Origin of the sequence: Candidatus Microbacterium phytovorans (assembly GCA_029202445.1) — a bacterium.
Classification (GTDB): Bacteria; Actinomycetota; Actinomycetes; order Actinomycetales; family Microbacteriaceae; genus Microbacterium; species Microbacterium phytovorans.
This window is the reverse complement of the sequence record CP119321.1, coordinates 1,924,953-1,946,175: the sequence shown is the minus strand read 5'-3', so window position 1 is coordinate 1,946,175 and position 21,223 is coordinate 1,924,953. Positions and strand designations below refer to the sequence as shown.

Annotated in this window: 19 protein-coding genes and 1 pseudogene; 14 read left to right on the top strand and 6 right to left on the bottom strand. The window is 70.7% G+C overall.

What is annotated here, in order from left to right; all coding sequences use genetic code 11:
• The first annotated feature begins 31 nt into the window (after nucleotides 1-31).
• From P0Y48_09300 to P0Y48_09280, 5 genes are all read left to right on the top strand, one after another.
• Entirely contained in the window at nucleotides 32-2,470 is a 2,439-nt protein-coding gene (locus tag P0Y48_09300; protein WEK12667.1) for a glycoside hydrolase family 3 C-terminal domain-containing protein, read from the top strand.
• Nucleotides 2,470-3,096 carry a hypothetical protein gene (locus P0Y48_09295; GenBank protein ID WEK12666.1) on the top strand — a complete coding sequence of 209 codons (627 nt, stop codon included), beginning with the start codon at nucleotides 2,470-2,472 and terminating at the stop codon, nucleotides 3,094-3,096. The genes P0Y48_09300 and P0Y48_09295 overlap by 1 nt, the downstream gene beginning before the upstream one ends.
• On the top strand, nucleotides 3,093-4,115 hold the full coding sequence (locus P0Y48_09290) for a glycosyltransferase (protein ID WEK12665.1): 1,023 nt from the start codon (nucleotides 3,093-3,095) through the stop codon (nucleotides 4,113-4,115). Before P0Y48_09295 ends, P0Y48_09290 begins: the two co-directional genes overlap by 4 nt.
• Nucleotides 4,116-4,176: 61 nt before the next feature.
• Nucleotides 4,177-4,899 (top strand): LytTR family DNA-binding domain-containing protein, encoded by a 723-nt coding sequence (locus tag P0Y48_09285; GenBank protein WEK12664.1) that lies wholly within the window; start codon nucleotides 4,177-4,179, stop codon nucleotides 4,897-4,899.
• A complete protein-coding gene (locus P0Y48_09280) occupies nucleotides 4,896-6,215 on the top strand; it encodes a GHKL domain-containing protein (protein WEK12663.1) in 1,320 nt (439 codons plus the stop codon). The genes P0Y48_09285 and P0Y48_09280 overlap by 4 nt, the downstream gene beginning before the upstream one ends.
• A 9-nt stretch (nucleotides 6,216-6,224) precedes the next feature.
• On the opposite strand, the gene P0Y48_09275 is transcribed toward P0Y48_09280, so the two are convergent.
• Together P0Y48_09275 and P0Y48_09270 are read right to left on the bottom strand one after the other, a co-directional pair.
• Entirely contained in the window at nucleotides 6,225-6,668 is a 444-nt protein-coding gene (locus P0Y48_09275) for a hypothetical protein (protein ID WEK12662.1), read from the bottom strand.
• 10 nt (nucleotides 6,669-6,678) lie between these two features.
• Complete coding sequence (locus tag P0Y48_09270; protein ID WEK12661.1) at nucleotides 6,679-8,610, bottom strand: alpha-amylase family protein; 1,932 nt, start codon at nucleotides 8,608-8,610, stop codon at nucleotides 6,679-6,681.
• Between the two features lie 132 nt (nucleotides 8,611-8,742).
• On the opposite strand from P0Y48_09270, the gene P0Y48_09265 reads away from it, so the two are divergent.
• On the top strand, nucleotides 8,743-9,108 hold the full coding sequence (locus P0Y48_09265; GenBank protein WEK12660.1) for a methylmalonyl-CoA epimerase: 366 nt from the start codon (nucleotides 8,743-8,745) through the stop codon (nucleotides 9,106-9,108).
• 8 nt (nucleotides 9,109-9,116) lie between these two features.
• On the opposite strand, the gene P0Y48_09260 is transcribed toward P0Y48_09265, so the two are convergent.
• Nucleotides 9,117-9,683, bottom strand: coding sequence for an AAA family ATPase (locus tag P0Y48_09260; GenBank protein WEK12659.1), 567 nt, complete (start codon nucleotides 9,681-9,683; stop codon nucleotides 9,117-9,119).
• Nucleotides 9,684-9,723: 40 nt separating this feature from the next.
• Here P0Y48_09260 and P0Y48_09255 point away from each other — a divergent pair, with 40 nt between their 5' ends.
• On the top strand, nucleotides 9,724-11,196 hold the full coding sequence (locus P0Y48_09255) for an L-serine ammonia-lyase, iron-sulfur-dependent, subunit alpha (GenBank protein WEK12658.1): 1,473 nt from the start codon (nucleotides 9,724-9,726) through the stop codon (nucleotides 11,194-11,196).
• A gap of 252 nt (nucleotides 11,197-11,448) precedes the next feature.
• Here P0Y48_09255 and P0Y48_09250 read toward each other — a convergent pair whose 3' ends face one another.
• The gene (locus tag P0Y48_09250) at nucleotides 11,449-12,426 is read right to left on the bottom strand and encodes a hypothetical protein (protein ID WEK12657.1); all 978 of its coding nucleotides are present in this window, start codon (nucleotides 12,424-12,426) and stop codon (nucleotides 11,449-11,451) included.
• Between the two features lie 390 nt (nucleotides 12,427-12,816).
• Between P0Y48_09250 and P0Y48_09245 the strand changes: the two genes are divergently transcribed.
• The 6 genes from P0Y48_09245 to P0Y48_09220 all read left to right on the top strand — a co-directional run bounded on the left by P0Y48_09245 (nucleotide 12,817) and on the right by P0Y48_09220 (nucleotide 16,976).
• Nucleotides 12,817-13,272 (top strand): Hsp20/alpha crystallin family protein, encoded by a 456-nt coding sequence (locus P0Y48_09245; protein WEK12656.1) that lies wholly within the window; start codon nucleotides 12,817-12,819, stop codon nucleotides 13,270-13,272.
• Nucleotides 13,273-13,352: 80 nt separating this feature from the next.
• Nucleotides 13,353-14,423: a DUF2804 domain-containing protein gene (locus P0Y48_09240; GenBank protein WEK12655.1), complete on the top strand. Its 1,071-nt coding sequence runs from the start codon at nucleotides 13,353-13,355 to the stop codon at nucleotides 14,421-14,423.
• A gap of 14 nt (nucleotides 14,424-14,437) precedes the next feature.
• Nucleotides 14,438-15,061: a TetR family transcriptional regulator gene (locus tag P0Y48_09235; GenBank protein WEK12654.1), complete on the top strand. Its 624-nt coding sequence runs from the start codon at nucleotides 14,438-14,440 to the stop codon at nucleotides 15,059-15,061.
• A 25-nt stretch (nucleotides 15,062-15,086) separates the two neighbouring features.
• Nucleotides 15,087-15,377 carry a DUF4287 domain-containing protein gene (locus tag P0Y48_09230; protein ID WEK12653.1) on the top strand — a complete coding sequence of 97 codons (291 nt, stop codon included), beginning with the start codon at nucleotides 15,087-15,089 and terminating at the stop codon, nucleotides 15,375-15,377.
• A gap of 142 nt (nucleotides 15,378-15,519) precedes the next feature.
• Nucleotides 15,520-16,245, top strand: coding sequence for an ABC transporter ATP-binding protein (locus tag P0Y48_09225; GenBank protein ID WEK12652.1), 726 nt, complete (start codon nucleotides 15,520-15,522; stop codon nucleotides 16,243-16,245).
• A complete protein-coding gene (locus P0Y48_09220) occupies nucleotides 16,242-16,976 on the top strand; it encodes an ABC transporter permease (GenBank protein ID WEK12651.1) in 735 nt (244 codons plus the stop codon). Before P0Y48_09225 ends, P0Y48_09220 begins: the two co-directional genes overlap by 4 nt.
• Nucleotides 16,977-17,034: 58 nt before the next feature.
• Here P0Y48_09220 and P0Y48_09215 read toward each other — a convergent pair whose 3' ends face one another.
• Nucleotides 17,035-17,466: a MarR family transcriptional regulator gene (locus tag P0Y48_09215; GenBank protein ID WEK12650.1), complete on the bottom strand. Its 432-nt coding sequence runs from the start codon at nucleotides 17,464-17,466 to the stop codon at nucleotides 17,035-17,037.
• A gap of 36 nt (nucleotides 17,467-17,502) precedes the next feature.
• Between P0Y48_09215 and P0Y48_09210 the strand changes: the two genes are divergently transcribed.
• Nucleotides 17,503-19,380 carry a DUF2207 domain-containing protein gene (locus tag P0Y48_09210; GenBank protein ID WEK12649.1) on the top strand — a complete coding sequence of 626 codons (1,878 nt, stop codon included), beginning with the start codon at nucleotides 17,503-17,505 and terminating at the stop codon, nucleotides 19,378-19,380.
• 41 nt (nucleotides 19,381-19,421) lie between these two features.
• Here the strand turns inward: P0Y48_09210 and P0Y48_09205 are convergent.
• Nucleotides 19,422-20,843, bottom strand: a pseudogene (locus tag P0Y48_09205) (DUF222 domain-containing protein).
• Nucleotides 20,844-21,223: the final 380 nt, after the last annotated feature.

Genomic DNA, 21,223 nt, shown 5'->3' with positions numbered 1-21,223 from the left:
GGGCGACCCGGCCACCCGCGAAGGAAGTGACATGACTGACATCGAGACGCTCGTCTCCGAACTCACCCTCCTCGAGAAGGCCGCTCTTCTGAGCGGCGACAACACCTGGCAGACCCGGCCGATCCCGCGCGTGGACCTGCGCGCGGTGTGGATGTCGGACGGGCCTCACGGCATCCGCAAGCAGCTCGGCTCGGCCGACCACCTGGGCATCGCGGGCTCCGAGAAGGCGACGTGCTTCCCCACGGCGGCGACCGTCGCCTCGAGCTGGGACGAGTCGCTCGCCGGCGAGATCGGCGCGGCGCTCGGCCGCGAGGCGTCGGCTCAGGGCGTGCACGTGCTGCTCGGTCCGGGCCTCAACATCAAGCGCAGCCCCCTCGGCGGCCGCAACTTCGAGTACTTCTCCGAAGACCCGGAGCTCGCGGGTCGCCTCGCGGCGGCGTATGTGCGCGGCATCCAGTCGGAGGGCGTCGCGGCGACGCCGAAGCACTTCGCCGTCAACAGCCAGGAGCTGCGCCGCATGGTCAGCGACTCGGTGGTCGACGAGCGGACCCTACGCGAGATCTACCTGACCGCCTTCGAGATCGTGGTCCGCGAAGCGGAGCCGTGGGCGATCATGTCGGCCTACAACCTCATCAACGGCGCCTACGCGCACGAGAACCCGCACCTGCTGCGCGACATCCTGCGGGGCGAGTGGGGATTCGACGGCGCCGTGATCAGCGACTGGGGCGGCGGGAACGACGCGGTCGCCGCGGTCGCCGCCGGCGGCACCGTCGAGATGCCCTCGCCCGGATTCGACTCGGCGCGCGCGATCGTCGCGGCCGTCGAGGCGGGCGAACTGGCCGAAGCCGACGTCGACACCCGGGTCGCCGAGGTCGTCGCGCTCGTCCGCCGCGTGACGGCCCGCGCCGAGGCGGCGGTCGTCGACCTCGACGCCCACCATGCCCTGGCTCGCCGGGCCGCCGCAGAGTCCGCCGTGCTGCTCAAGAACGACGACGCGCTGCTGCCGCTCGCGGCGGGCACGCGCGTCGCGCTCGTCGGCGACTTCGTCCGGCGCCCGCGCTACCAGGGTGCGGGATCGTCGCTCGTGAACCCGACGCGCCTGTCGACGCTCGCCGAGAGCGCGATCGCCTCGCCGCTGGACGTCGTCGGGGTCGCCGACGGGTTCCGCCGCGACGGTGCCCCCGACACCCGGCTCCTCACGGAGGCCGTCGACCTGGCATCCCGAGCCGACGTCGTCGTGCTCGCGCTCGGGCTCCCCGAGATCGCCGAATCGGAGGGGCTCGACCGCTCGTCGCTCGCCCTTCCCGCCGCGCAGCTCGAGGTGCTGCGCGCCGTCCGCGCCGTCAACCGCCGCACCGTGGTGGTGCTCGCCGCGGGAGGCGTCGTGGAGACCCCATGGCTCGAGGACGCCGCGGCCCTCGTGCACGCCCACCTCGGCGGGCAGGCGGGTGCCGAGGCTCTCGTCGACGTGCTGACGGGCGCCGTCGATCCCGGCGGGCGTCTGGCCGAGACGATGCCGGTCGCCCTGTCGGACACGGCGACCGCCGCCAGCTTCCCCAGCACGCGCCGCACCGCCGAGTATCGGGAGGGCCCCTTCGTCGGCTACCGCTACACCGAGACGGCCGGCGTGCCGGTGGCGTTCCCCTTCGGCTTCGGCCTGAGCTACACCTCGTTCGCGCTGTCCGATCCCGAGATCACCGCGGAGGGCGTCACCGTGACGCTCATCAATACGGGCGCCCGCGCGGGCAGCGATGTCGTGCAGGTCTACGTCGGGCGGGTCGGCGACAGCCGCGTACCCCGCCCCGACGCCGAGCTCGCGACGTTCGCGAAGGTTCACCTGGATGCCGGAGCCTCCGCGCGCGTGCACCTGCCGTTCGGAGAGCGCGTGTTCCGGTACTTCGACGTGCCGACCGACACCTGGCAGGTCGAGAGCGGTCGCTACCGCGTCACCGTCGGCCGTCACGTGCAGGACCGAGCCCTCGCCGCCGAGCTCGACATCGCGGGCAACGTCGCGGCGGGAACACTCGATCCGATGCTCGCGCCCTACCGCGACGCGCGGCTGTCGGAGGTCACGGATGCCGTGTTCGCCCGGCTCCTCGGGCGCCCCGTGCCGCCGTCGGACTGGCCGTCCGGACCCCTCGGGATCAACGACCCCATGGACCGTCTCGCCGGTGCGCGCAGCGCCCTCGCGCGCGGCGCGTTCGGCATCCTGGATCGACGCCGACGGGCCGCTGAAGCCAAGGGCACGCCCGACCTCAACATCCTCTTCCTGTTCAACGGGCCGTTCCGCGTCATCTCGAAGATGAGCGGCGGCCTGGCCACCCGGCGCCTCACCGACGCCCTCCTCACCCTCGTGAACGGTCAGACATTCCGGGGGATCGGACGGGTCGTCGCGGCGTTCTTCGGCGGGCGGCGGGCGGAGAAGCACACCCGCGACGCGTTCCGCGTCGCCTCGGAACGGAGTAACTGATGTTCACCGCGATCACGACCTGGTGGGCCCGATTCCAGGAGAAGCACCCGGAGCTCTCCAAGTTCGGGATGTTCCTCCTCCTCTCCAACGGTGTCACGGTGCTGCAGTTGGCGCTCATGCCGCTCGCCCGCTGGTACTTCGACAGCGCGACGGGGCTCACCGACGTGGGCTTCCAGGTGCTTCCCGTCGGTACGAACATCGACGGCAGCACGTACTTCATGTTCGACTACGCGGCCGGCGCGCTGCCCGAAGGCGGCGGGGGACTGTCGTACTTCCTGGCCGTGCAGCTCACCCTGCTCATCGCCCAGGTGATCAACTTCTTCCTGCAGCGCAACATCACCTTCAAGTCGAACACGTCACCCTGGGTCGCCGCCGGCTGGTACGCGGCCGCCTACGTCGTCATCACGTTCCTCGCCGCCGCGGCGCAGGGCTTCTACAAGGCGCCGATCTACGATCTCCTCATGAACATCTGGGGCTGGGGCGCGACGGGCCAGGTCGTCGCCGACGTCGTCACGATGATCATCAACTCGGCGATCTCGTTCTGGGTGTTCTACCCGATCTTCAAGCTCATCTTCCGCCAGCAGCCGGTGAAGACGGAGGCGGAGAGCGGGGCGGTCGCCCCGTGACACTTCTCACCGTCGTCGTCCCGGCCTTCAACGCGCAGGACTACCTCCACCGCGCCCTCGATCCGCTCCGCGACGCGGACGGCGTCGAGGTCGTGGTGGTCGACGACGGGTCGACGGATGCCACGGCGGCGATCGCCGATGCCTACGCGGCGGGCATGCCCGAGCGGTATCGCGTCATCCATCAGCGCAATGCCGGTCACGGCGGCGCGATCAACGCGGGCGTCGCGGCGGCGCGCGGCACCTACCTGAAGGTGCTCGACGCCGACGACTGGCTCGACGCCGACGCCCTGGAGCGCGTGCTCGACCACCTCGCCGAGCTCGAACGCGAAGGTGGCGTGGACGCGCTCTTCACCGACTACGTCCACGAGCGGCTCGGGAAGTCGACGAAGGCGATGCGCTTCGGCTCGGTGTTCCCCGCCGGCCGGATCTTCGAGTGGGGAGAGGTGGAGCGGTTCGCGCGTCGGCAGGTGCTGATGATGCACGCGATCGTGTACCGCACCGAGGTGCTCCGCGCGTGCGGTCTGCGGCTGCCCGAGCACACGTTCTACGTCGACAACCTGTTCGTCGTGACGCCGCTCGTCCACGTCCGGCGCATGGCGTATCTGCCCGTCGAGCTGTACCGCTACTTCATCGGCCGCGTCGATCAGTCCGTCAACGCCTCGGTCATGGTGCGACGGGCCGATCAGCACCTGCGCGTGAACCGCCTCGCGCTCGCCGCCCTGCCGGGGCCGGATGCCGTGGCATCCGGTCACGTGCCGCCGGAACTGTACGCGACCCTCGTGCACTATCTGGAGGCCGTGTGCGCCGTCACGTCGGCCACGCTCGCCCGCGGCGGCACCCCCGAGCACCTCGCCGCTCGCGACGAGTTCTGGCGCGACGTTCGTGCCGAGAGCCCGTGGCTGTACACGCGCATGCGGCGCTCGCTCATGGGCGCCAGCGCCAATCTCCCGGGTCAGGCGGGCCGCCGGGTCACCTCGCTCGCCTACCATGTTGCTCGGCGCGTCGTCGGTTTCAGCTGACCCGCCGCCGCTCGCGGCGTCCGATCCGAGCGGCATCCCCCCGATCTTCGAAGGTGGTTCCGTGATCCGTGTCGGTGTGATCGAGGACGATCCGCACAGCATCGACCGGCTCCTCTCTCACCTCGACCGGTTCCAGCGCGACCAGGGCGAGCGGTTCCACGTCGGCGCGTTCTCCGACGGCGCCGACATCATCGCCGACTACCGGCCCGATTGGGACGTGCTGTTCCTCGACATCCAGATGGCTCACGTCGACGGGATGACCGCCGCCCGCCGCATCCGCGAGGTCGACTCCGAGGTCATCATCGTCTTCGTGACGAGCTCTCCCCACTACGCGGTGAGCGGCTACGAGGTCGACGCCCTGAGCTATCTCCTCAAGCCCGTCACGTATGCCGCGTTCGAGCAGGAGATGCGCCGCGTGCGGGTGCGTCTGCAGCAGCGCACGCGTCGCGAACTGCTGTTCGCGTCGGTCGACGGGGCGCACCACCGGGTCGCCGTCGCCGACATCCTCTACATCGAGAGCGTCAAGCACCGCATCGAAGTGCACACCCTCGACGCCGACTACGCGGTCGTCTCGACCCTGAAGGCCATGGAGGCTGAACTCGCCGCCGACGGGTTCATGCGCTGCCACAGCGGACTCCTCGTCAACCTGCGGCACGTCACCGGAACCGAGGGCAACGACTGCCGGGTGCGCGGCGGCACGAAGCTGCCGATCAGCCGGCCCCGCAAGAAGGAGTTCCTCTCGGCGCTCGCCGCCCACATCGGATCGCGCGGGATCACGGCGTGAACGGCGCCGAGGAGATCGTCGCCGACATCCCCCGCCACCTCACGGCGCTCGCCGAATGGGGCGCGTGTCTCGTGTACGTGCTCATCCTCGGTCGCCGCTGGCGGGCGGGGGGCACGATCCTCGTCGCCGCCGCCGGACTCGCCGCGCTCCTGCTGACCCAGTGGTGGGCCGGCACCCTGCCGCTCGCACTCTGGATCCCGGGCATGCTCGCGGCGGCGGCGGTGATGTACGGCTTCCTCTCGGCGGCGCTCGCGGTCACGCCCCTGGGCGCCGGGTACATCGCGGCGCGCGCTTTCGTGCTCGGGGAGCTCGCGGCATCCGTGTACTGGCAGCTCGACCGCTTCTACGCGGAGGAGATCCCGCCGCTCGCGCAGGCGCTCCTGTGCGTCGCCGTCTACACCGTCGTCTTCGCGCTCGCGTGGGCGGCGGAGCGGGGCACCTTCGGACGCGTCGACGTGCTGCGGGTGTCCGGGCGCGACCTCGTGGGGGCGGCGGCCATCACCGTCGCCACGTTCGCGATCTCCAACCTCAGTTTCATCAGCGCGAACACCCCGTTCAGCGGACGGTTCGGCACCGAGATCTTCTACATCCGTACCCTCGTCGACTTCGCGGGCTTCATCGCCCTCTACGTGCAGCACCGGGTGCACAACGAAGCGGTCGTGCGGCGAGACGCCGACGCCATGACGCACCTGCTGCGTAGTCAGCACGAGCAGTACGAGCTCACCCGCCGCTCGATCGACGACGTCAACCGCAAGTACCACGACATGAAGCACCACCTCGATGCGCTGCGTGCGGAGCAGGATGCCGCCGCCCGCGGCCGCATGGTCGACGAGCTCGAAGACTCGATCCGCGGATATGGCGCGGTCGTCCACACGGGCCACCACGTGCTCGACGCGGTGCTCACCGCCAAGCGGGCGTACGCCGCGGAAAACGACGTCGAGGTGTCGTACGTCGCCGACGGGGTGCTGCTGGAGTTCCTGCGGCCGCTCGACCTGACCGCGATCGTCGGCAACGCGATGGACAACGCCGTGCAGGCGGCGGCCCGGCTTCCCTCGCCCGATCAGCGACTCGTGCGTCTCGCGCTGTTCGCGCAGGACGACTTCGTCATGCTCCGCGTCGAGAACACGTACGACGGAATCGTGCGTCGGGAGGGCGAGCGCATCGTCTCGCGGCAGACCGCCGAGGGGCACGGCTACGGCCTTCGCAACATCGAGACCGCCGCGACCGCCTACGGGGGTGCCGTGTCGATCGTGCACGACGAGCGGTGGTTCTCGCTCCGCATCCTCTTCCCGAGGGGTGCCCGGCGCGAGAGCTGACCCGCGCGGTCAGCCGCCGCAGGTCTGCGAGAACCGCACGGCCGCGTCCTGGAGGTCGCCGCCGGACGCGGCGAACGCCTCCGTCGCCGCCTCCGGGTCGTCGCTGGCCGATGCCTCGGCGACCGCGTCGCGCACCGACTCGATCGACGTGCGGAGCGCGGTCATGATGGGACCGACCTCCGCGTTGGTGACCTCCCCGGCGCGCTCGCCGAGAGAGTCGGCGGCCGCGGTGAGGCTCTGGCTGAGGGCGTCGAGGTCACCGGCGGCCAGCGCGGTGTTCGCGTCGGCGATGTCCTGCTGCACGGCCTCGAGGCTCTGCGCGACGACGATGCAGGCGTCGGTGCGGCTCTGACCCGATGCGCTGCACGCGGTGACGGATGCCGTGGCGACGACGAGCGCGAGCGCGACGAGGGGGAGGCGGGAGGGGCGTGGGAGGCGGGAGAGTGCCGGCATGATGCTCCGATCAGGCGAGAGGGGTGACGCGCAACCACACGAAGCCGTGCGCGGAGAGGGAGAGGCCCTCGTCGAGGTCGAGGTCGACATCGTGCACCAGGTCGCGCGCCGTACGCGCGAAGCCCGACAGCGTGAGCGGATCGATCGCGACGGGCGCGTCGCCGACGTTGGCGAGCACGAGCACGCGCGTGCCGTGCGGCGCGGCATCCGAATCGTCTTCGAGCGGACGCTGATAGCCGACCACGCTCGTGTGCGGGGTGTGGAAGGGGAGGAGCGCGTTGCCGGCGAACTCGGGCGTCGTCTGCCGCACCGAGATGAGCTTCGTCAGGCGACGGAAGATGCGCCCCGGCGTCGTAGTGGGGTCGTCGCGATCCGCGTACCGGTCGCGGGGCCGCTGGCCCCGGTGCACCCAGCGGCTGTCGCCGCGGCGGACGGGATCGTCGGCGAACGTCGGATCGTTCAGCTGCGCCACCTCGTCGCCGAGGTACAGCAGCGGCACCCCGCCGGTGGACAGGGCGAGGGCGTGGGCGAGCACGACGCGGTCTTCGCCGCCGGGGTCGCCCGCCTCGATGCCCGCCAGCGACGCCGTCGTGCCGGCGACGCGGGCGTCGCCGGTACGGGGGTTCTCCTGGAACGGCACGCCCCGGGCGAAGGTGCCCTCGTGCCGGCCGACGTAGAAGTCGTTGAGGAAACGGCGGTGGCCGTAACCGTCGATGCCGAGCTCGGCGGCATCCTCGTCGGCGAACGTCCAGCCGATGTCGTCGTGCGAGCGCACGTAGTTCACCCATGCCGTGCCCGGCGGGAGGGCGTGGCGACGATCGAGGGCCTGCTGCAGGAGCCGCGCATCGCGGGTCGCCAGCGCCTCCCACGTGAGCGCCATCTGTAGCGGGTTGTAGGAGAGGCGGCACTCCTCGGGGGAGAGATAGCTCACGACCTCGTCGGGGTGGACGATCGCCTCCGACTTGAAGACGAGTCCGGGGGCCGCCATCGCGAGCACCGCATTGAACGCCTGCAACAGCAGGTGCGCCTCGGGCAGCGACTCGCACGCCGTGCCGAGCTGCTTCCAGATGAACGCGACGGCATCCATCCGCAGCACGTCGACGCCGAGGTTCGCGAGGAACAGCATCTCGCCCGCCATCGCGCGGAACACCCACGGGTTGGCGTAGTTGAGGTCCCACTGGAAGTGGTAGAACGTCGACCAGATCCAGCGACCGTCCTCCAACTGCACGAAGGAACCGGGGTGGTCGTCGGGGAAGATCTCGCGCGTGGTCTTCTCGTACGCGTCGGGCATCGTCCGGTCGGGGAAGATGAGGTAGAAGTCCTCGAAGTCGGGGTCGCCCGCGACGGCCTTCTGCGCCCACTCGTGCTCGTTGCTGGTGTGGTTGAAGATGAAGTCCAGCACGAGCGAGATCCCCGCGAGCCGCAGGTCGGCAGCGAGCTCGGTGAGCTGGGCGATCGTGCCGAGGCTCGGGTCGACGCGGCGGTAGCTCGAGACGGCGTACCCGCCGTCGTTGTCACCCTCGGGTCCGGCGAACAGCGGCATGAGGTGCAGGTAGGTCAGCCCCAGTTCCCGGAAGTAGGGGATCTGGTCGCGGATGCCGGCGAGATTGCCGCCATAGCGGTCGACGTAGCAGACGCCTCCCAGCATCCGCTCCGACTGGAACCAGTCCGGATCGCCCGCGCGCACGCCGTCGCGGACCTTGAGGTCGAGGGGACGGGCATTCCACGACCCGGATGCCAGAGCGATCGTCTGCGCGAGCGCGTCGCGTCCGTCGGGTCGGTCGGCGTACAGCCGCTGGAACAGGGCGTGAAGCCGCGGGAACTGCTCGTCGAACCGCGCCCGGAACCCGTCGTCGACGCGTCCCGCCGCCTCGACGGCCGCCCAGGCGGCGTCGCGGTCGTCGTCGACCGCCCCGAGCGGTGAGCTCTCCGGAACGATCATGGTGCCTCTCCGTTCCCGGCGGCGCGCCGCGTGAACCACGAGCATCCGGCACCGCCCTCCACTCAGCCTAGGCGCTGCGGGCCCCGCCCCCGAGGGTTACAGTGGCCTCACTCGCAGCGAAGGGTTCCGCGGATGCGCCTCGTCCAGATCGCCCAGCACGTCGACGACCTCGATCGGGCCGCCGACTTCTACACGGTGCTCCTCGGCGAGCCGCCGGCGGCTCGTTTCGACCCGCCCGGCCTGCTCTTCTTCGACCTCGACGGCGTGCGGCTGCTGCTCGACCGCGCCGCACCGTCGGCGCTGATCTATCTGCGGGTGGACAACGTGCACGAGGCGCTCGAACGGCTCGCGGGGCTCGCCGACGTCGTCACCGCGCCGCACGTCATCTTCACGCACGACGACGACACCCTCGGCCCGGCGGGGCACGAAGAGTGGCAGGCGTTCGTGCGCGACAGCGAGGGCAACACGGTCGGGCTCATCTCCTTCGTGCGCCCGTAGCCGACGCGTCAGCTCCCGGACGGCGACCCACCCGACACGCGCCGGACCAGCCGCTCCAGCTCCGCGAGCCGCGAGGCCCGGTCGCCACCGAGGTCGGCGACCACCACGGTCTCGCCCACGACGTCGGGGTCGTCGATGAGGTCGAGGAGCACGTCGTCCATCGCGGCACGCAGCTCGGGATCCTCGTCGTCGCCGACCGGCGGGAGATCGGGGGTCAGCGGCAGGACGACGAGGATGTCCACGTCCTCGAGCGCGCTCGCCGTCCACGAGCCCGCCCGCACGAGCAGTTCGGCGGGCAGCCGACCGCCGGAGAGCTCGGCCGCGGCGGTGAGGTACGCGAGGAAGTCGATCGGGCCGCGTTCGGCGATGACGTGGTCGCCCCCCTCGTGCGCGATGAGGCGCTGCGCCGAGAGTCGCAGCTGCGCGGTGAACATCTCGACCCCGTCGAGGTCCCAGGACTCGTCGAGGAGGTCGAAGGGGTCGCCGAGCACCGTGTATTCGGGATCCCGCAGCGCGAAATCGGAGATCAGGGTGCTCTTGCCGGAGCCATGGGTGCCGGACACGACGATGCGCATGGCGGCGAGTGTAGACGGTGCCGCGCGTAGGCTCGGGGGTGTGAGCGCATACGTCTCGGCGTTCGAGCTGTTCTCCATCGGAGTAGGACCCTCGAGCTCCCACACGGTCGGCCCGCTGCGTGCGGCCCGGTCCTTCGCCGCCCTCCTGCGGCCGCAGCACAGCGCGGTGGCCCGTCTGGAGTGTGTGCTGTTCGGCTCGCTGGGTGCCACCGGCATCGGCCACGGCACGCCCGACGCGATCGTCGCGGGGCTGCAGGGGCACGAGCCGGAGACCGTCGACCCCGCCGTCGTCCGCGGCGCGTGGACCGACTGGCGCGACGGCGACGCACTGCTCCTCGACGGCGCGCACCCCGTGCCGTTCTCCCGCGGCGACATCGCCTTCGCCCCGCGGACGCGACTGCCGGGCCACCCGAACGCGCTCACGCTGCGGGCACTCGACGCCCGGGGGGAGCTCCTGGCCGAGGAGACGTACTACTCGATCGGCGGGGGTTTCATCCGCCGCGAAGGCGAGGACACCGCGCTCGCCGCGGCATCCTTCCCCCACGCCTTCGACACGGCCGAGGCGCTGCTGGCCCTGTGCGACGAGCACGGCTGGACCATCGCCGAGGTGGCGCGGCGCAACGAGGAGTCGCGCCGGTCGGAGGCTGAGGTCGCCGCAGGGCTCGACGCCATCTGGGATGCCATGGCCGGCTGCGTCGAGGCGGGACTGCACGCCGACGGGGTGCTCCCGGGCATGCTCAAGGTGAAGCGGCGCGCCGGCGCGATCCGCGCGCAGCTCGACGAGGTCGAAAGCGACGGGAAGCGGGAACTGCCCGGCGAGTGGCTGGGCGCGTTCGCGCTCGCCGTCAACGAGGAGAACGCGTCGGGGGGTCGCGTCGTCACCGCGCCGACCAACGGCGCGGCCGGGATCGTCCCGGCCGTCGCGATGTACTGGTGGCGCTTCCTCGCCGACTCGGGTCTCGGCTCCGGTAACGCGGTGACGCCCTACGGTGAGCTCGTCGGGTCGGCGCTTCTGGGCATGCACCCCGCCGACCCCGTCGCCGACGACGACATCACTGTCGAGGCCAACCGCCGTCGCGGCATCCGGCGTTACCTGCTCACTGCGACGGCGCTCGGTTCGCTGTTCAAAGCGAACGCGTCGATCTCCGGCGCGGAAGGCGGCTGCCAGGCCGAGGTGGGATCGGCGTGCGCGATGGCGGCCGGCGGGCTCACGGCGGTGATGGGCGGCACGAACCGTCAGATCGAGAACGCCGCGGAGATCGCGATGGAGCACCACCTGGGCCTCACGTGCGACCCCGTGGGCGGACTCGTGCAGATCCCGTGCATCGAGCGCAACGCGATCGCCGCCTCCACGGCGGTGACGGCGGCGCGGCTCGCCCTCCGTGGCGACGGCAGCCACTACGTCTCCCTGGATGCCGTCGTCGAGACGATGCGGCAGACGGGCATCGACATGTCGCACAAGTACAAGGAGACGAGCGAGGGCGGCCTGGCGGTCAACGTCATCGAGTGCTGACGCGCGCGCCGTGAAAGTGGCGCACTCAGCGGTGCTCCCCCGGTGATGGTGGCGCAATCGGTGGTGTTCGCCCGGGAAAGTGGCGCAATCTGCTGCCTCGACGGCGCGGAAGCCACAGGTTGCGCCACCTTCGCGAGGCGCGGATCGCCGACCCGCGCCACCTTCGCGCGGCGCGGATCGCCGATTGCGCCACCTTCGCGCGGCGCGGACGGCGATGCGGCTCGTGCGCGAACACACCCATGCGGGTAGAGGTCACTCGTGACGAGCGAGCGCCGCGCGCACGAGGTCGACGGCGCGGCGCTGGCGCAGGTGCGTCGAGGTGATTCGCACCACCTCCCAGCCCGCGGCGGCGTACGCGGCGTACTTCTCGAGATCGCGATCCCACTGTGCGCGGCTCGTCCGGTGGTGATCGCCCTCCACCTCGACCACGACGCCATGCTCTCGGTAGACGATCTCGGAGATCCCCAGCAGCTTCCCGCGCGGGTCGCGGATCTCGACGTCGAGATCGGGGCGGGGAAGACCGGCCGCCTCGGCATCCAACCGGAACGATGATTCCAGGGGAGAGCTGCTGCCCTCCCGGATGAGCGGCAGTGCTGCGCGCAGTCGCGCGACGCCGCGCCGCGGACCGGCATCCGTTGCGGCGGCGAGCTGCGCGAGCGTGCCGATCCGCGCGTCGGGCAGGGGGATGCCGGAGCGTCCGCGCGGGATGCGCACGATCGCGTCGCCCACGATCACGAGCTCGCGCACCGAGAGTTCCCGCCCGAGTATCGCCCAGGTCGAGGCGGGGCTGCTCAGGGGGAGTCCGTCGACCGTTCGCAGACGGACGAGATGGCCCTCGATCTTCACCCCGCGGATGCCGGCGCCTCGCGGCGCGCGGGAGGGCGCGACGACCCCGAGGTCGAGCCCGTCGCCCGGATCGAGGGGCAGACCGTAGAGGATCGCCGCGGTGCGTCCCGTGAAGAACGCGGATGCCGGCATGACCGTCGCGTAGGCGACGGCGCTCCGCAGCGTGCGCTCCCGGACCGCTCGGTCACGTGCGGACGGGTCGTCGACCGACACGGCATCCGCCCCGGGCGCGCTCGGCGGCAGTGCCCTGGTGCGGACGCCGTGGAACGGCGCGACCAGGTCGCGAGATCGGAGGCGCGAGGCCGAGACTCCCGCCTGGATGCCATCGCCAACGCGGAACGCGTCGCCGAGCGAACGGGGGAGCGGGGCGGGCGGTCGCGGCATCCCTCACCCTCGCTCGCAGGCGAGCGTCCCGCCCGCCCGCGCCGTCAGCCCGGGGACACCTGCCGATTTCCCCGCTCTGTGGAGGAGCCGCGCCCCGCCTATCCCGCCTCCTTTCGCCCCTCCCGCCGGAGAAGGTGGCGCGATCGGCGGCGCCGGCCGGAGAAGGTGTCGCAATCGGCCGCCTCGACGGCGCGAAGACGGCCGCTTGCGCCACCTTCTCGCGCCGCACGCGCCCGTCCCCCGCGCGAGTCCAAGGACCCGGATGCCGCGGGCGTTCGCTGGGCGAGAACGCTTAGCACTCTCGTAGTGAGAGTGCTAATCTGGAGTCACTTGAGCCGATAGGGCTCAAGTTTTAGACCACAACATCACACGCATCTGAAGGAGAGAACCATGGCCACGTATGACCCGTTCCGTGATCTCGATCGCCTCGCGTCGAGCCTCTTCGACGCGCGTCGGGGACCGCGCCGCATGCCGATGGACCTGTACCGCGACGGCGACCACTACGTCCTGTCCGCCGACCTGCCGGGCATCGACCCGGGCTCGGTCGACATCGACGTCGACGGGCAGCTCCTCACCATCCGCGCCGAGCGCACGCTCGCTGCCGGTGAGGGCGTCAAGTGGATCACCCGCGAGCGCGAGGCGGCGAGTTTCCTGCGCCAGCTGAACCTCGGTCAGGGCATCGACAACGACGGCATCGCTGCCACGTACAGCAACGGCGTGCTCACCGTCACCATCCCGGTGAGCGAGAAGGCCAAGCCGCGCAAGGTCGAGGTCGTCGCCGACGGCGCCGCGCCCACGATCCGCACCCACGAGAGCGCCGACGAGCCGCAGCCCATCGAGCAGTAGTCGAGCAGTAACCCTCGTCTCGCGCACGACCCGAACCGCCCCGGTCATCACGACCGGGGCGGTTCGTCGTAGGCGGGCGTATGATCGGGGCACCCGAACGGACCGTCTGCAAGGATGCCGATGACCGAGACCGTCGCGATGTGCACGCCGCCGCGCCCCGCCCTCGCATGATCGAGCGCGAGCTCACGCAGGCCGTCTCCCTCACAACGGAGGACGGCTCGCTCAATCCGGCCGCCGTCGGCTTCGCGCGCAGGCCCTTCGTCACGACGGCGGGAATCGACGGTCGCCACAACTGGGGACGCAACAAGCGCTGGGAGTACTGGAACATCATCACGCCCACGCATGTCCTGGCGCTCACCGTCTCGTCGTTGGACTACGCCGCCGTCCACGAGGTGTGGGTGCTCGACCGGCGCTCGGGTCGGGAACGCGGTCGGACGGCGACCGTCGTCCCGGCGCACGACGTGGACCTGCCTCCCACCCTCGGCGGCGGTGCCGCGATCGCACGCGCCAAAGACCTGGCGGTGTCGGTGACGCCGGGTGCGGACGCGTGGCGGCTGTTCGCCGAGATCCCCGATGTCTCCTTCGACGTGACCGTCGCGCGGCCGCCCGATCACGACTGTCTCGCGGTCGTCGTCCCCTGGACGCGCCGCCGGTTCCAGTACACCGTCAAGGATGTGGCGCTCCCGGCTACGGGTGTCGTCATCGTCGACGGCGTCGAGCATGCCGTCCCCGCCGGCTCGTGGGCGGTTCTCGACCACGGACGGGGGCGGTGGCCATACGACGTCCGCTGGAACTGGGGCGCCGGATCGGGCGTGAGCGACGGCCGCACGATCGGCCTGCAGGTCGGCGGTCGCTGGACCGACGGTACGGGGTCGACGGAGAACGGCATCCTGGTCGATGGCGTGCTCCACAAGATCTCGGAGGATCTCGCGTGGGACTTCGACGCGGCCGACGCGTCGCGACCCTGGCATGTGTCGGGCGGAGGGCTGGATGCCGCGCTCGTGCCGTTCTACGCGAAGCGGTCGGCGCGCCGCCTCGGTCCACTCTCGTCGCGGACGGATCAGTGTTTCGGGGTCTGGTCGGGCACGTTCGAGGGGATGCCGTTCGAGGGTCTCGTGGGATTCGCCGAAGACGTCCACAACCGCTGGTGACTTAGGCTGACGCCATGTCCGTGTCGCCGACGTCCGAGTCTGCGCCGTCGCCGCGCCGTCGGGGCAGGCCTCGGGGCGGGTCGGACGCGCGGGCGCGCATCATGGCGGCGGCGACGGAGGAGTTCGCCCAGGGCGGCTACGACGGGGCGACGATGCGGGCGATCGCGACGCGCGCGGGGGTCGACTCCGCGCTCGTGCATCACTACTTCGGGACGAAGGCCGATCTGTTCGCGGAGATCATCGGCGCCCCGCTCCGGCCAGACCTCGATATCCCGGCCCTGCTCGAGGGTGATCGCGACCGGCTGGGCGAGGGGATCGCGGCGTACGTGCTCGGCAGGTTCGAGCATCCGGACGTCCGCCGGCGCGGCGTGCTGCTGCTGCGCAACGCGATCGGCAATCGGCTCGCGACCCCTCTGCTGGCAGGGTTCCTGTCGCGGGAGCTGCTCAGTCGCATCACGGATGCCATCGGCGGCGACGACGCCGAGCTGCGCGCGAGTCTCGCGGCATCCCAGATCGCCGGCATGCTGGTTGCCCGCTACATCCTCGCGCTGCCGGGGATCGCGACGGCTCCCGTCGACGACCTCGTGCGCTGGATCGGTCCGACGATCCAGCGCTATCTCACCGACGACGCGGCCTAACGCCCGTCATCCGAAAGGAGTTCCCATGTCGTTCCAGGCGTATCTCGACAACATCGAGGACAAGACCGGTGTGACGCCGCGGCGTTTCGTCGAGCTCGCGGCCGAGAGGGGCTTCGGTCCCGGGACGAAGGCGGGGGAGATCATCGCCTGGCTCGGCGAGGAGTACGGGTTGGGGCGCGGGCACGCGATGGCGCTCGTGCACGTCATCACGAAGGGCTCCAAGATCGATGCGAAGCACGTGGGCTCCGGCGGGGTCCACGCCGACGCGTCCGACACCCTGTGGCTCGACGGCAAGGCGTCCCGCCCGATCTCGTGACGGCACGGCGTCCCGCCTGATCTCGTGACGGCACGGCGTCCCGCCCGATCTCGTGACGGTGCGGCGGCCCGCCTGATCCCGTGACGGCCGTCTCGGTCGCCCGCTCTTGACGGTGATGCGCGCGGAGCGCATAATTCACCGCATGATGAATAAATCGGATGCCGTCCGCATCCGGAGCCTTCGCGTCCGGCGCGGGCGCACCGACGTCTTCTCAGGACTCGACGTCGACATCGCGCGCGGCGCGATCACCGGCCTGCTGGGGCCATCGGGCTGTGGCAAGACGACGCTGCTGCGCTCGATCGTCGGGGTGCAGAAGGTCTCCGGCGGCACCGTCACGGTGCTGGGCCGGCCGGCGGGCTCCGCGGACCTGCGACGCAGGGTGGCGTACGACACGCAAGCGGCGTCGGTGTACGGCGATCTCACCGTGCGCCAGAACCTCCGTTCGTTCGGACGGTTGATCGGCGCTCCGGCATCCGACGTCGACCGCGTACTGGATGCCGTCGGCCTGCGCGCGCAGGCCGATCAGCTGGTGTCGTCGCTCAGCGGCGGGCAGGGGAGCCGCGTGTCTCTCGCGGTCGCGATGCTGGGCTCGCCCGAGCTGATCGTGCTGGACGAACCGACCGTGGGACTCGACCCGGTGCTGCGCGCGGAGTTGTGGGAGGTTTTCCGAAGGCTCGCCGACGAGGGGGTGACCCTGCTGGTGTCGAGCCACGTCATGGACGAAGCGGCGCGGTGCGACCGGCTGCTGCTGTTGCGTGCTGGTCGGGTGCTCGCGGACACGACGCCCGCGGGGCTGCGGGAGGACACCGGCGAGACGGACTTCGATGCGGCGTTCCTTGCGCTGATCAGACGGGGGCAGGCGGCATGAACGGGGGTCGGCTGCTCGCGGTCGCCGGTCGGGTGCTGCGTCAGCTCAGCCATGATCCGCGGTCCATTGCGCTCATGCTGGTGGCGCCGAGCCTGCTCGTCGGACTGTTCGCCTGGCTGTTCACCGATCGCGAGGGGGTGTTCGACCGTGTCGGCGGGCCGATCCTGGCGCTGTTCCCGTTCGTGGTGATGTTCCTCATCACGTCGATCACGACGCTGCGGGAGCGTCGCAGCGGAACCCTCGAGCGGCTCATGACGACGCCGCTCGGCAAGGCGGAGTTCATCCTCGGGTACGCACTGGCGTTCGGTGCGATGGCGACGCTGCAGGCGATAGTGACCGTGGCGTTCGCGGTGGGCGTGTGCGGTCTGGATGTCGAGGGCGAGCTGTGGCTGCTGGGCCTCGTCGCGGTGGTCGACGCCCTGCTCGGCACGGCCTTAGGACTCCTGGCGAGCGCGTTCGCCCAGACCGAGTTTCAGGCGGTGCAGTTCATGCCCGTCCTCGTGTTCCCGCAGATCATCCTCGGTGGGCTGTTCATGCCCCGTGACGAGATGCCCGATGTGCTGTCGGCGATCAGCGACTGGCTGCCCCTCAGTCACGCGATCGACGCCGTGGATGCCGTGGCGTCGGGCGCGGACAGCGCCGATGTCATCCGGCCGCTCGTGATCGTCGCCGTGTTCACCGTCGCTGCGCTGGTCCTGGCATCACTCACGCTGCGTCGACGCACGCCCTGAGCGTCGGCTTTCGCCCAATGTCGAACCGGGCGCTGGGCGCTGTGCTGCCGACGTCGCCTCAGCCGCGTTCGCGCAGCTTCGTCGTGATGGTGCGCAGCTGTTCGAGTTCGCTGTCGTCGAGCACGGACATGCGCTCGGCGATCGACTGGCCGTGGCGTGTCGCGATGCGGCGGAACGCGCTCAGGCCGTCGTCGGTGGCGCGGAGAAGTGCACCGCGGCCGTCGTCGGGGTCGGGGCACTTCGTGATGAGGCCGCGGGCGACCATGCGGTCGACGAGGCGCGAGACGCTGGGCTGGCTGATGAGCATGTTGGCGGTGACGTCCCGCAGTCGCGCAGCGTTCTGGTCGCCGCGCGCAACGGTCAGCATGACGTCGTACTCGGCCTGCGTGAGGTCGTCGCCGTGGAAGTCCTCGCTGATCTGGTCGAGCACCTCGTGCTGGGCGCGGAACAGACTCTCCCATGCCGCGATGGCGAGGCGTCGGTCCGTCATGGCGTCCACTTTAGCCCGCCGCTTAGGCTGGGCGACATGAGGCGCGTATGGAGGTCGCTGGCCGTTCTGGGGCTGGTGTGGGCGGCATCCGTGGGTCTTGCGGCACCCGCCGCTGCCGACGTCGACGACTTCTCGTTCGACAGCATGACGGTCGACTACACGCTCACGCGCGACGAGGACGGCACAAGCCGTCTGCACGTCGTCGAGGTGCTGGTCGCGCGCTTCCCCGCGTTCGATCAGAACCGCGGCATCCGACGGTCGATACCCGACTCGTACAACGGGCAGCCGCTGCATCCGCGCGCGCTGTCGGTGACCGACGAGGACGGTCGGGCCCGGCCGATGGAGACCGACCAGGAGGACGGGGTCTTCCAGATCGTGTCGCGATCGGACGTGTTCTTGCAGGGCGTGCAGACGTTCGTCTTGACCTACGAGCTGGAGAACGTGACGTGGGACTTCCCCGACACGGAACTGGAGTTCTACTGGGACGTGAACGGCGTCGATTGGGCGCAGCCCTTCGGTGAAGTGACCGCCCGGCTGCACCTGGACGGAGAGCTCGCGCGCGCTCTGACCGGACGTATCGCCTGCTACGAGGGTGAGCAGGGTGCCGAGACCCCGTGCGCGGGGATCGATGCGGATGCTGGCGCGGATGCCGGGGGTGCGGATGCCGGGGGTGCGGATACCGGGGGTGCGGATACCGGTGGTGCGGATGCCGGTGGTGGGGATGCCAGGGGTGCGGATGCCGGGGGTGCCGTGGTGACGGCGCGGGCCGAGGGGCTGGCGCCGGGCGAGACGCTGACGATGGCCGTGGGGTTCGCCGCCGGGACATTCGTTCCCTTCGACACGTCGTATTCGGCGTCGCCGTGGGGGTGGCTCCAGGGGGTGGCGGCGGTCGCACTCGTTGCGCCGGTGCTGCTGGCGGTGCGCGCGCGCCGACGGGGTCTTGCCGATGAGCCGGGACGGCCGACGATCATCGCCGAGTACACGCCGCCGCCGAACGTGGATGCGCTCGAGAGCGCGGTGCTTCTCGGCAAGCAGTCGAAGGCGATTCCCGCCGAGGTGCTGGAGCAGGCCGTCGTGGGTTCGATCCGGATCGTGGAGGGTGAGAGGCGGTGGTTCGGCGGTCCGCGGCTGATCGCCGAGCTCGTCGATCCGGCGCGGGCGGACCGTGACGGACGCATGCTGCTGGAGGGGCTGTTTCCCGAGGGTGTGCCGGGGGAACAGTACGAGTTCGGACGTCAGGACACGCGGGTGTCGAAGGTCGCGCAGAAGATCCTCGCGTCGGCCGAGCGGGAGCTCACGTCGCGGCGGCTGCGTCGCCGGGTGCCGTTCGGTACACGGGCGTGGCCCGTCGTGGCATCCGTGCTCGTGTCGCTGGCGGTGTTCCTGTTCGGGGTCGGTGCGTTGACGGCGAGCGTCGCCCCGGCGGTGCCGGTGGTCGTCATGGTGGGGGCAGGGCTCGTGCTCGCGCTCGTCATCGTGCTGATCGCGAAGGTGCCGCTGACGGCGGCGGGAGCTGAGACGCGGGACCATCTCGCGGGGCTCAAGCTCTTCATCGAGTGGGCGGAAGCGGATCGCATTCGCATGCTGCAGTCGCCCGCCGGTGCGGAACGGGTGGCCATCGACGTGGGAGATCCGCGGCAGATGCTGCGCCTGTACGAGACGCTCCTCCCGTACGCCGTCGTGTTCGGACAGGAGCGGGAGTGGTCGGCGCAGCTCGCCGTGCTGTACTCCGCCACAGGCGTCGCGGGACCGTACTGGTACGCGGGCGCCGGGAGTTTCAACGCCTCCGCCTTCGCTTCCGGCATCGGGTCGTTGTCGGCCGCCGCCAGCTCGTCGTCGTCGACGTCCGGTGGATCGGGAGGCGGTGGCGGCGCCGGCGGCGGTGGAGGTGGCGGCGGAGGCGGTGGCGTGTGACCGTCGCGGGGGTGTGACCGTCGCGGGGCTGTGAGTTCTCATCAGAACGGCGGTGGGTCGCTCGCCGTCGAGGTGTTGTTGCCGTTGCCGTTGCCGTTGTCGACATCCGCCTGGATGTCGACTCCCGCCTGGTCCGTCGTGAAGGTGAGGGTGCGGGCGGGGTGGTCGGGGTAGGTGCGTCCGGTGGGGCTGGTCCAGTGGAGGATGCCGTCGGGTGTCTGCCGGACTCGCCAGGCGGAGCGGTGTTTCAACGTGTGGTGACGTCGGCAGAGGTGGGCGAGGTTCGTCAGTTCGGTCGCGCCGTCGTGTTCGCGGGCGATGGTGTGGTCGATGTCGGACCGGCCGGTGGGGGTGCGGCATCCGGGGAACCGGCAGTGTTCATCTCTGACGCGGAGGGTGCGTTTGAGGTGGTCGTTGGGCCGGTACCGGTCGATGGCGAGGACGGTGCCGGTGGCGGGGTGGGTGAGGACCCGGTCCCATCCGGTGGCGGTTCCGGCGAGGCGGAGGGCGGTGGCGGTGTCGATGGGGCCTTTCCCGATGAGTTCAGCGGGGGTGTCGTCGTGTCCGACCGCGGTGAGCACCGGGACGGTGACCTGGACCCGCGCGATGATCGCCTCGTCCACAGGAATCGCGTCGTTGGTGGTCTCCGGGGTGGCGTGTCCGGTGAGGAGGAGGTCGGCGAACACGTCAGCACGGACCTCGCTGACCCGACGCGTGTCGGGGGTGCGGGTGTCGGTGGGGTGGGTGGTGTCGGGGTGGGGAAGGAGTGCACCGTCGGCGGTCGCGTCAGGCGCAGGGGCCGCGCTTGCGCCCCCACTCCGCGCTTCGACGACCCGTCTTGCGTACTGATCGACGCGGTCGCGGATGCCGTGGGCGATCGCCGCGGGGAGGATCGCGATCAACTCCGCCATCCCGTCGTCGAGGTCGCGCACCCACACCTCGCGCTTGGTCGCGGCGACCGTGTGGCGTTCCTACAGGGGAATCGGGTGCAATCGTGCGGCGAGGATCCGTGCGGCGGGTTTCAGTCGTCCCGGTGTCTCCCGCCGGGCGATCTCTAGCGTCGCGTCTTCGTAGACCGCCCGTGCGGCATCGTCGTCGAGCGCAGCCCCGGCATCCACCACCACTCGCACGTGCCCGCGGGACACGTCACCGCACGCCCACGCCGCGAACGTCGCGGGGAACTTCTCCACCATGACCACAGCATCGGACATGTGCTTCTGCACCGTCCGGTCCGAGATCCGCGCAGCGGCGCCGATCTGCGCCGCAAGCGAGCGCATCGGGATGTCGGCGACGGACGTGGGCCCACCGGCATCTTGTGCCATCGCCTGCGCGATCTCGACTGCCTCGGCCAGCAGCGCGACCTCGCGTGCCTGGGCGGCGGTGGCGTCGCGCCGGGCGTCGGCGAGCGCGTGCAGCAGCGTTTCGATGCGCTGTTGCCATGCGGTGCCGGTGTTGCCTGTCATGCTCCGATTCTTCTCGGGGGCACCGACATTCCCGGCGACAAAACCCAGATCACGGCTGCTTCCTGTGGACAACTTCCGACACGCCGGGGGTGTGGAGGAGGGTGTGGCGTTTCGTCTCGCTGCGCTCGCTCAACGACCGGGGAGGGGACGCGGTGATCCGGTCGTTGAGCGAGGAGCGCAGCGACGAGACGAAACGTCGATCCGGGGAGGGTGACGCCGTTTCGTCTCGCTGCGCTCGCTCAACGACCGGGCGCCGTTTCGTCTCGCTGCGCTCGCTCAACGACCGGGTGGGCACCGGGCGGCGTTTCGTCTCGCGGTGCTCGCTCAACGACCGTGTCGAACGGCACCGGCGACCGGACAGAGTAAGGGCCGGTCGGAGA

Bases quoted from the DNA above. Each gene is read 5' to 3' on its own strand.
- P0Y48_09300 (WEK12667.1), top strand. From the start codon at position 32: ATGACTGACATCGAGACGCTCGTCTCCGAACTCACCCTCCTCGAGAAG.
- P0Y48_09295 (WEK12666.1), top strand. From the start codon at position 2,470: ATGTTCACCGCGATCACGACCTGGTGGGCCCGATTCCAGGAGAAGCAC.
- P0Y48_09275 (WEK12662.1), bottom strand. From the start codon at position 6,668: ATGCCGGCACTCTCCCGCCTCCCACGCCCCTCCCGCCTCCCCCTCGTC.
- P0Y48_09270 (WEK12661.1), bottom strand. From the start codon at position 8,610: ATGATCGTTCCGGAGAGCTCACCGCTCGGGGCGGTCGACGACGACCGC.
- P0Y48_09265 (WEK12660.1), top strand. From the start codon at position 8,743: ATGCGCCTCGTCCAGATCGCCCAGCACGTCGACGACCTCGATCGGGCC.
- P0Y48_09260 (WEK12659.1), bottom strand. From the start codon at position 9,683: ATGCGCATCGTCGTGTCCGGCACCCATGGCTCCGGCAAGAGCACCCTG.
- P0Y48_09250 (WEK12657.1), bottom strand. From the start codon at position 12,426: ATGCCGCGACCGCCCGCCCCGCTCCCCCGTTCGCTCGGCGACGCGTTC.
- P0Y48_09245 (WEK12656.1), top strand. From the start codon at position 12,817: ATGGCCACGTATGACCCGTTCCGTGATCTCGATCGCCTCGCGTCGAGC.
- P0Y48_09240 (WEK12655.1), top strand. From the start codon at position 13,353: ATGATCGGGGCACCCGAACGGACCGTCTGCAAGGATGCCGATGACCGA.
- P0Y48_09235 (WEK12654.1), top strand. From the start codon at position 14,438: ATGTCCGTGTCGCCGACGTCCGAGTCTGCGCCGTCGCCGCGCCGTCGG.
- P0Y48_09230 (WEK12653.1), top strand. From the start codon at position 15,087: ATGTCGTTCCAGGCGTATCTCGACAACATCGAGGACAAGACCGGTGTG.
- P0Y48_09225 (WEK12652.1), top strand. From the start codon at position 15,520: ATGATGAATAAATCGGATGCCGTCCGCATCCGGAGCCTTCGCGTCCGG.
- P0Y48_09220 (WEK12651.1), top strand. From the start codon at position 16,242: ATGAACGGGGGTCGGCTGCTCGCGGTCGCCGGTCGGGTGCTGCGTCAG.
- P0Y48_09215 (WEK12650.1), bottom strand. From the start codon at position 17,466: ATGACGGACCGACGCCTCGCCATCGCGGCATGGGAGAGTCTGTTCCGC.
- P0Y48_09210 (WEK12649.1), top strand. From the start codon at position 17,503: ATGAGGCGCGTATGGAGGTCGCTGGCCGTTCTGGGGCTGGTGTGGGCG.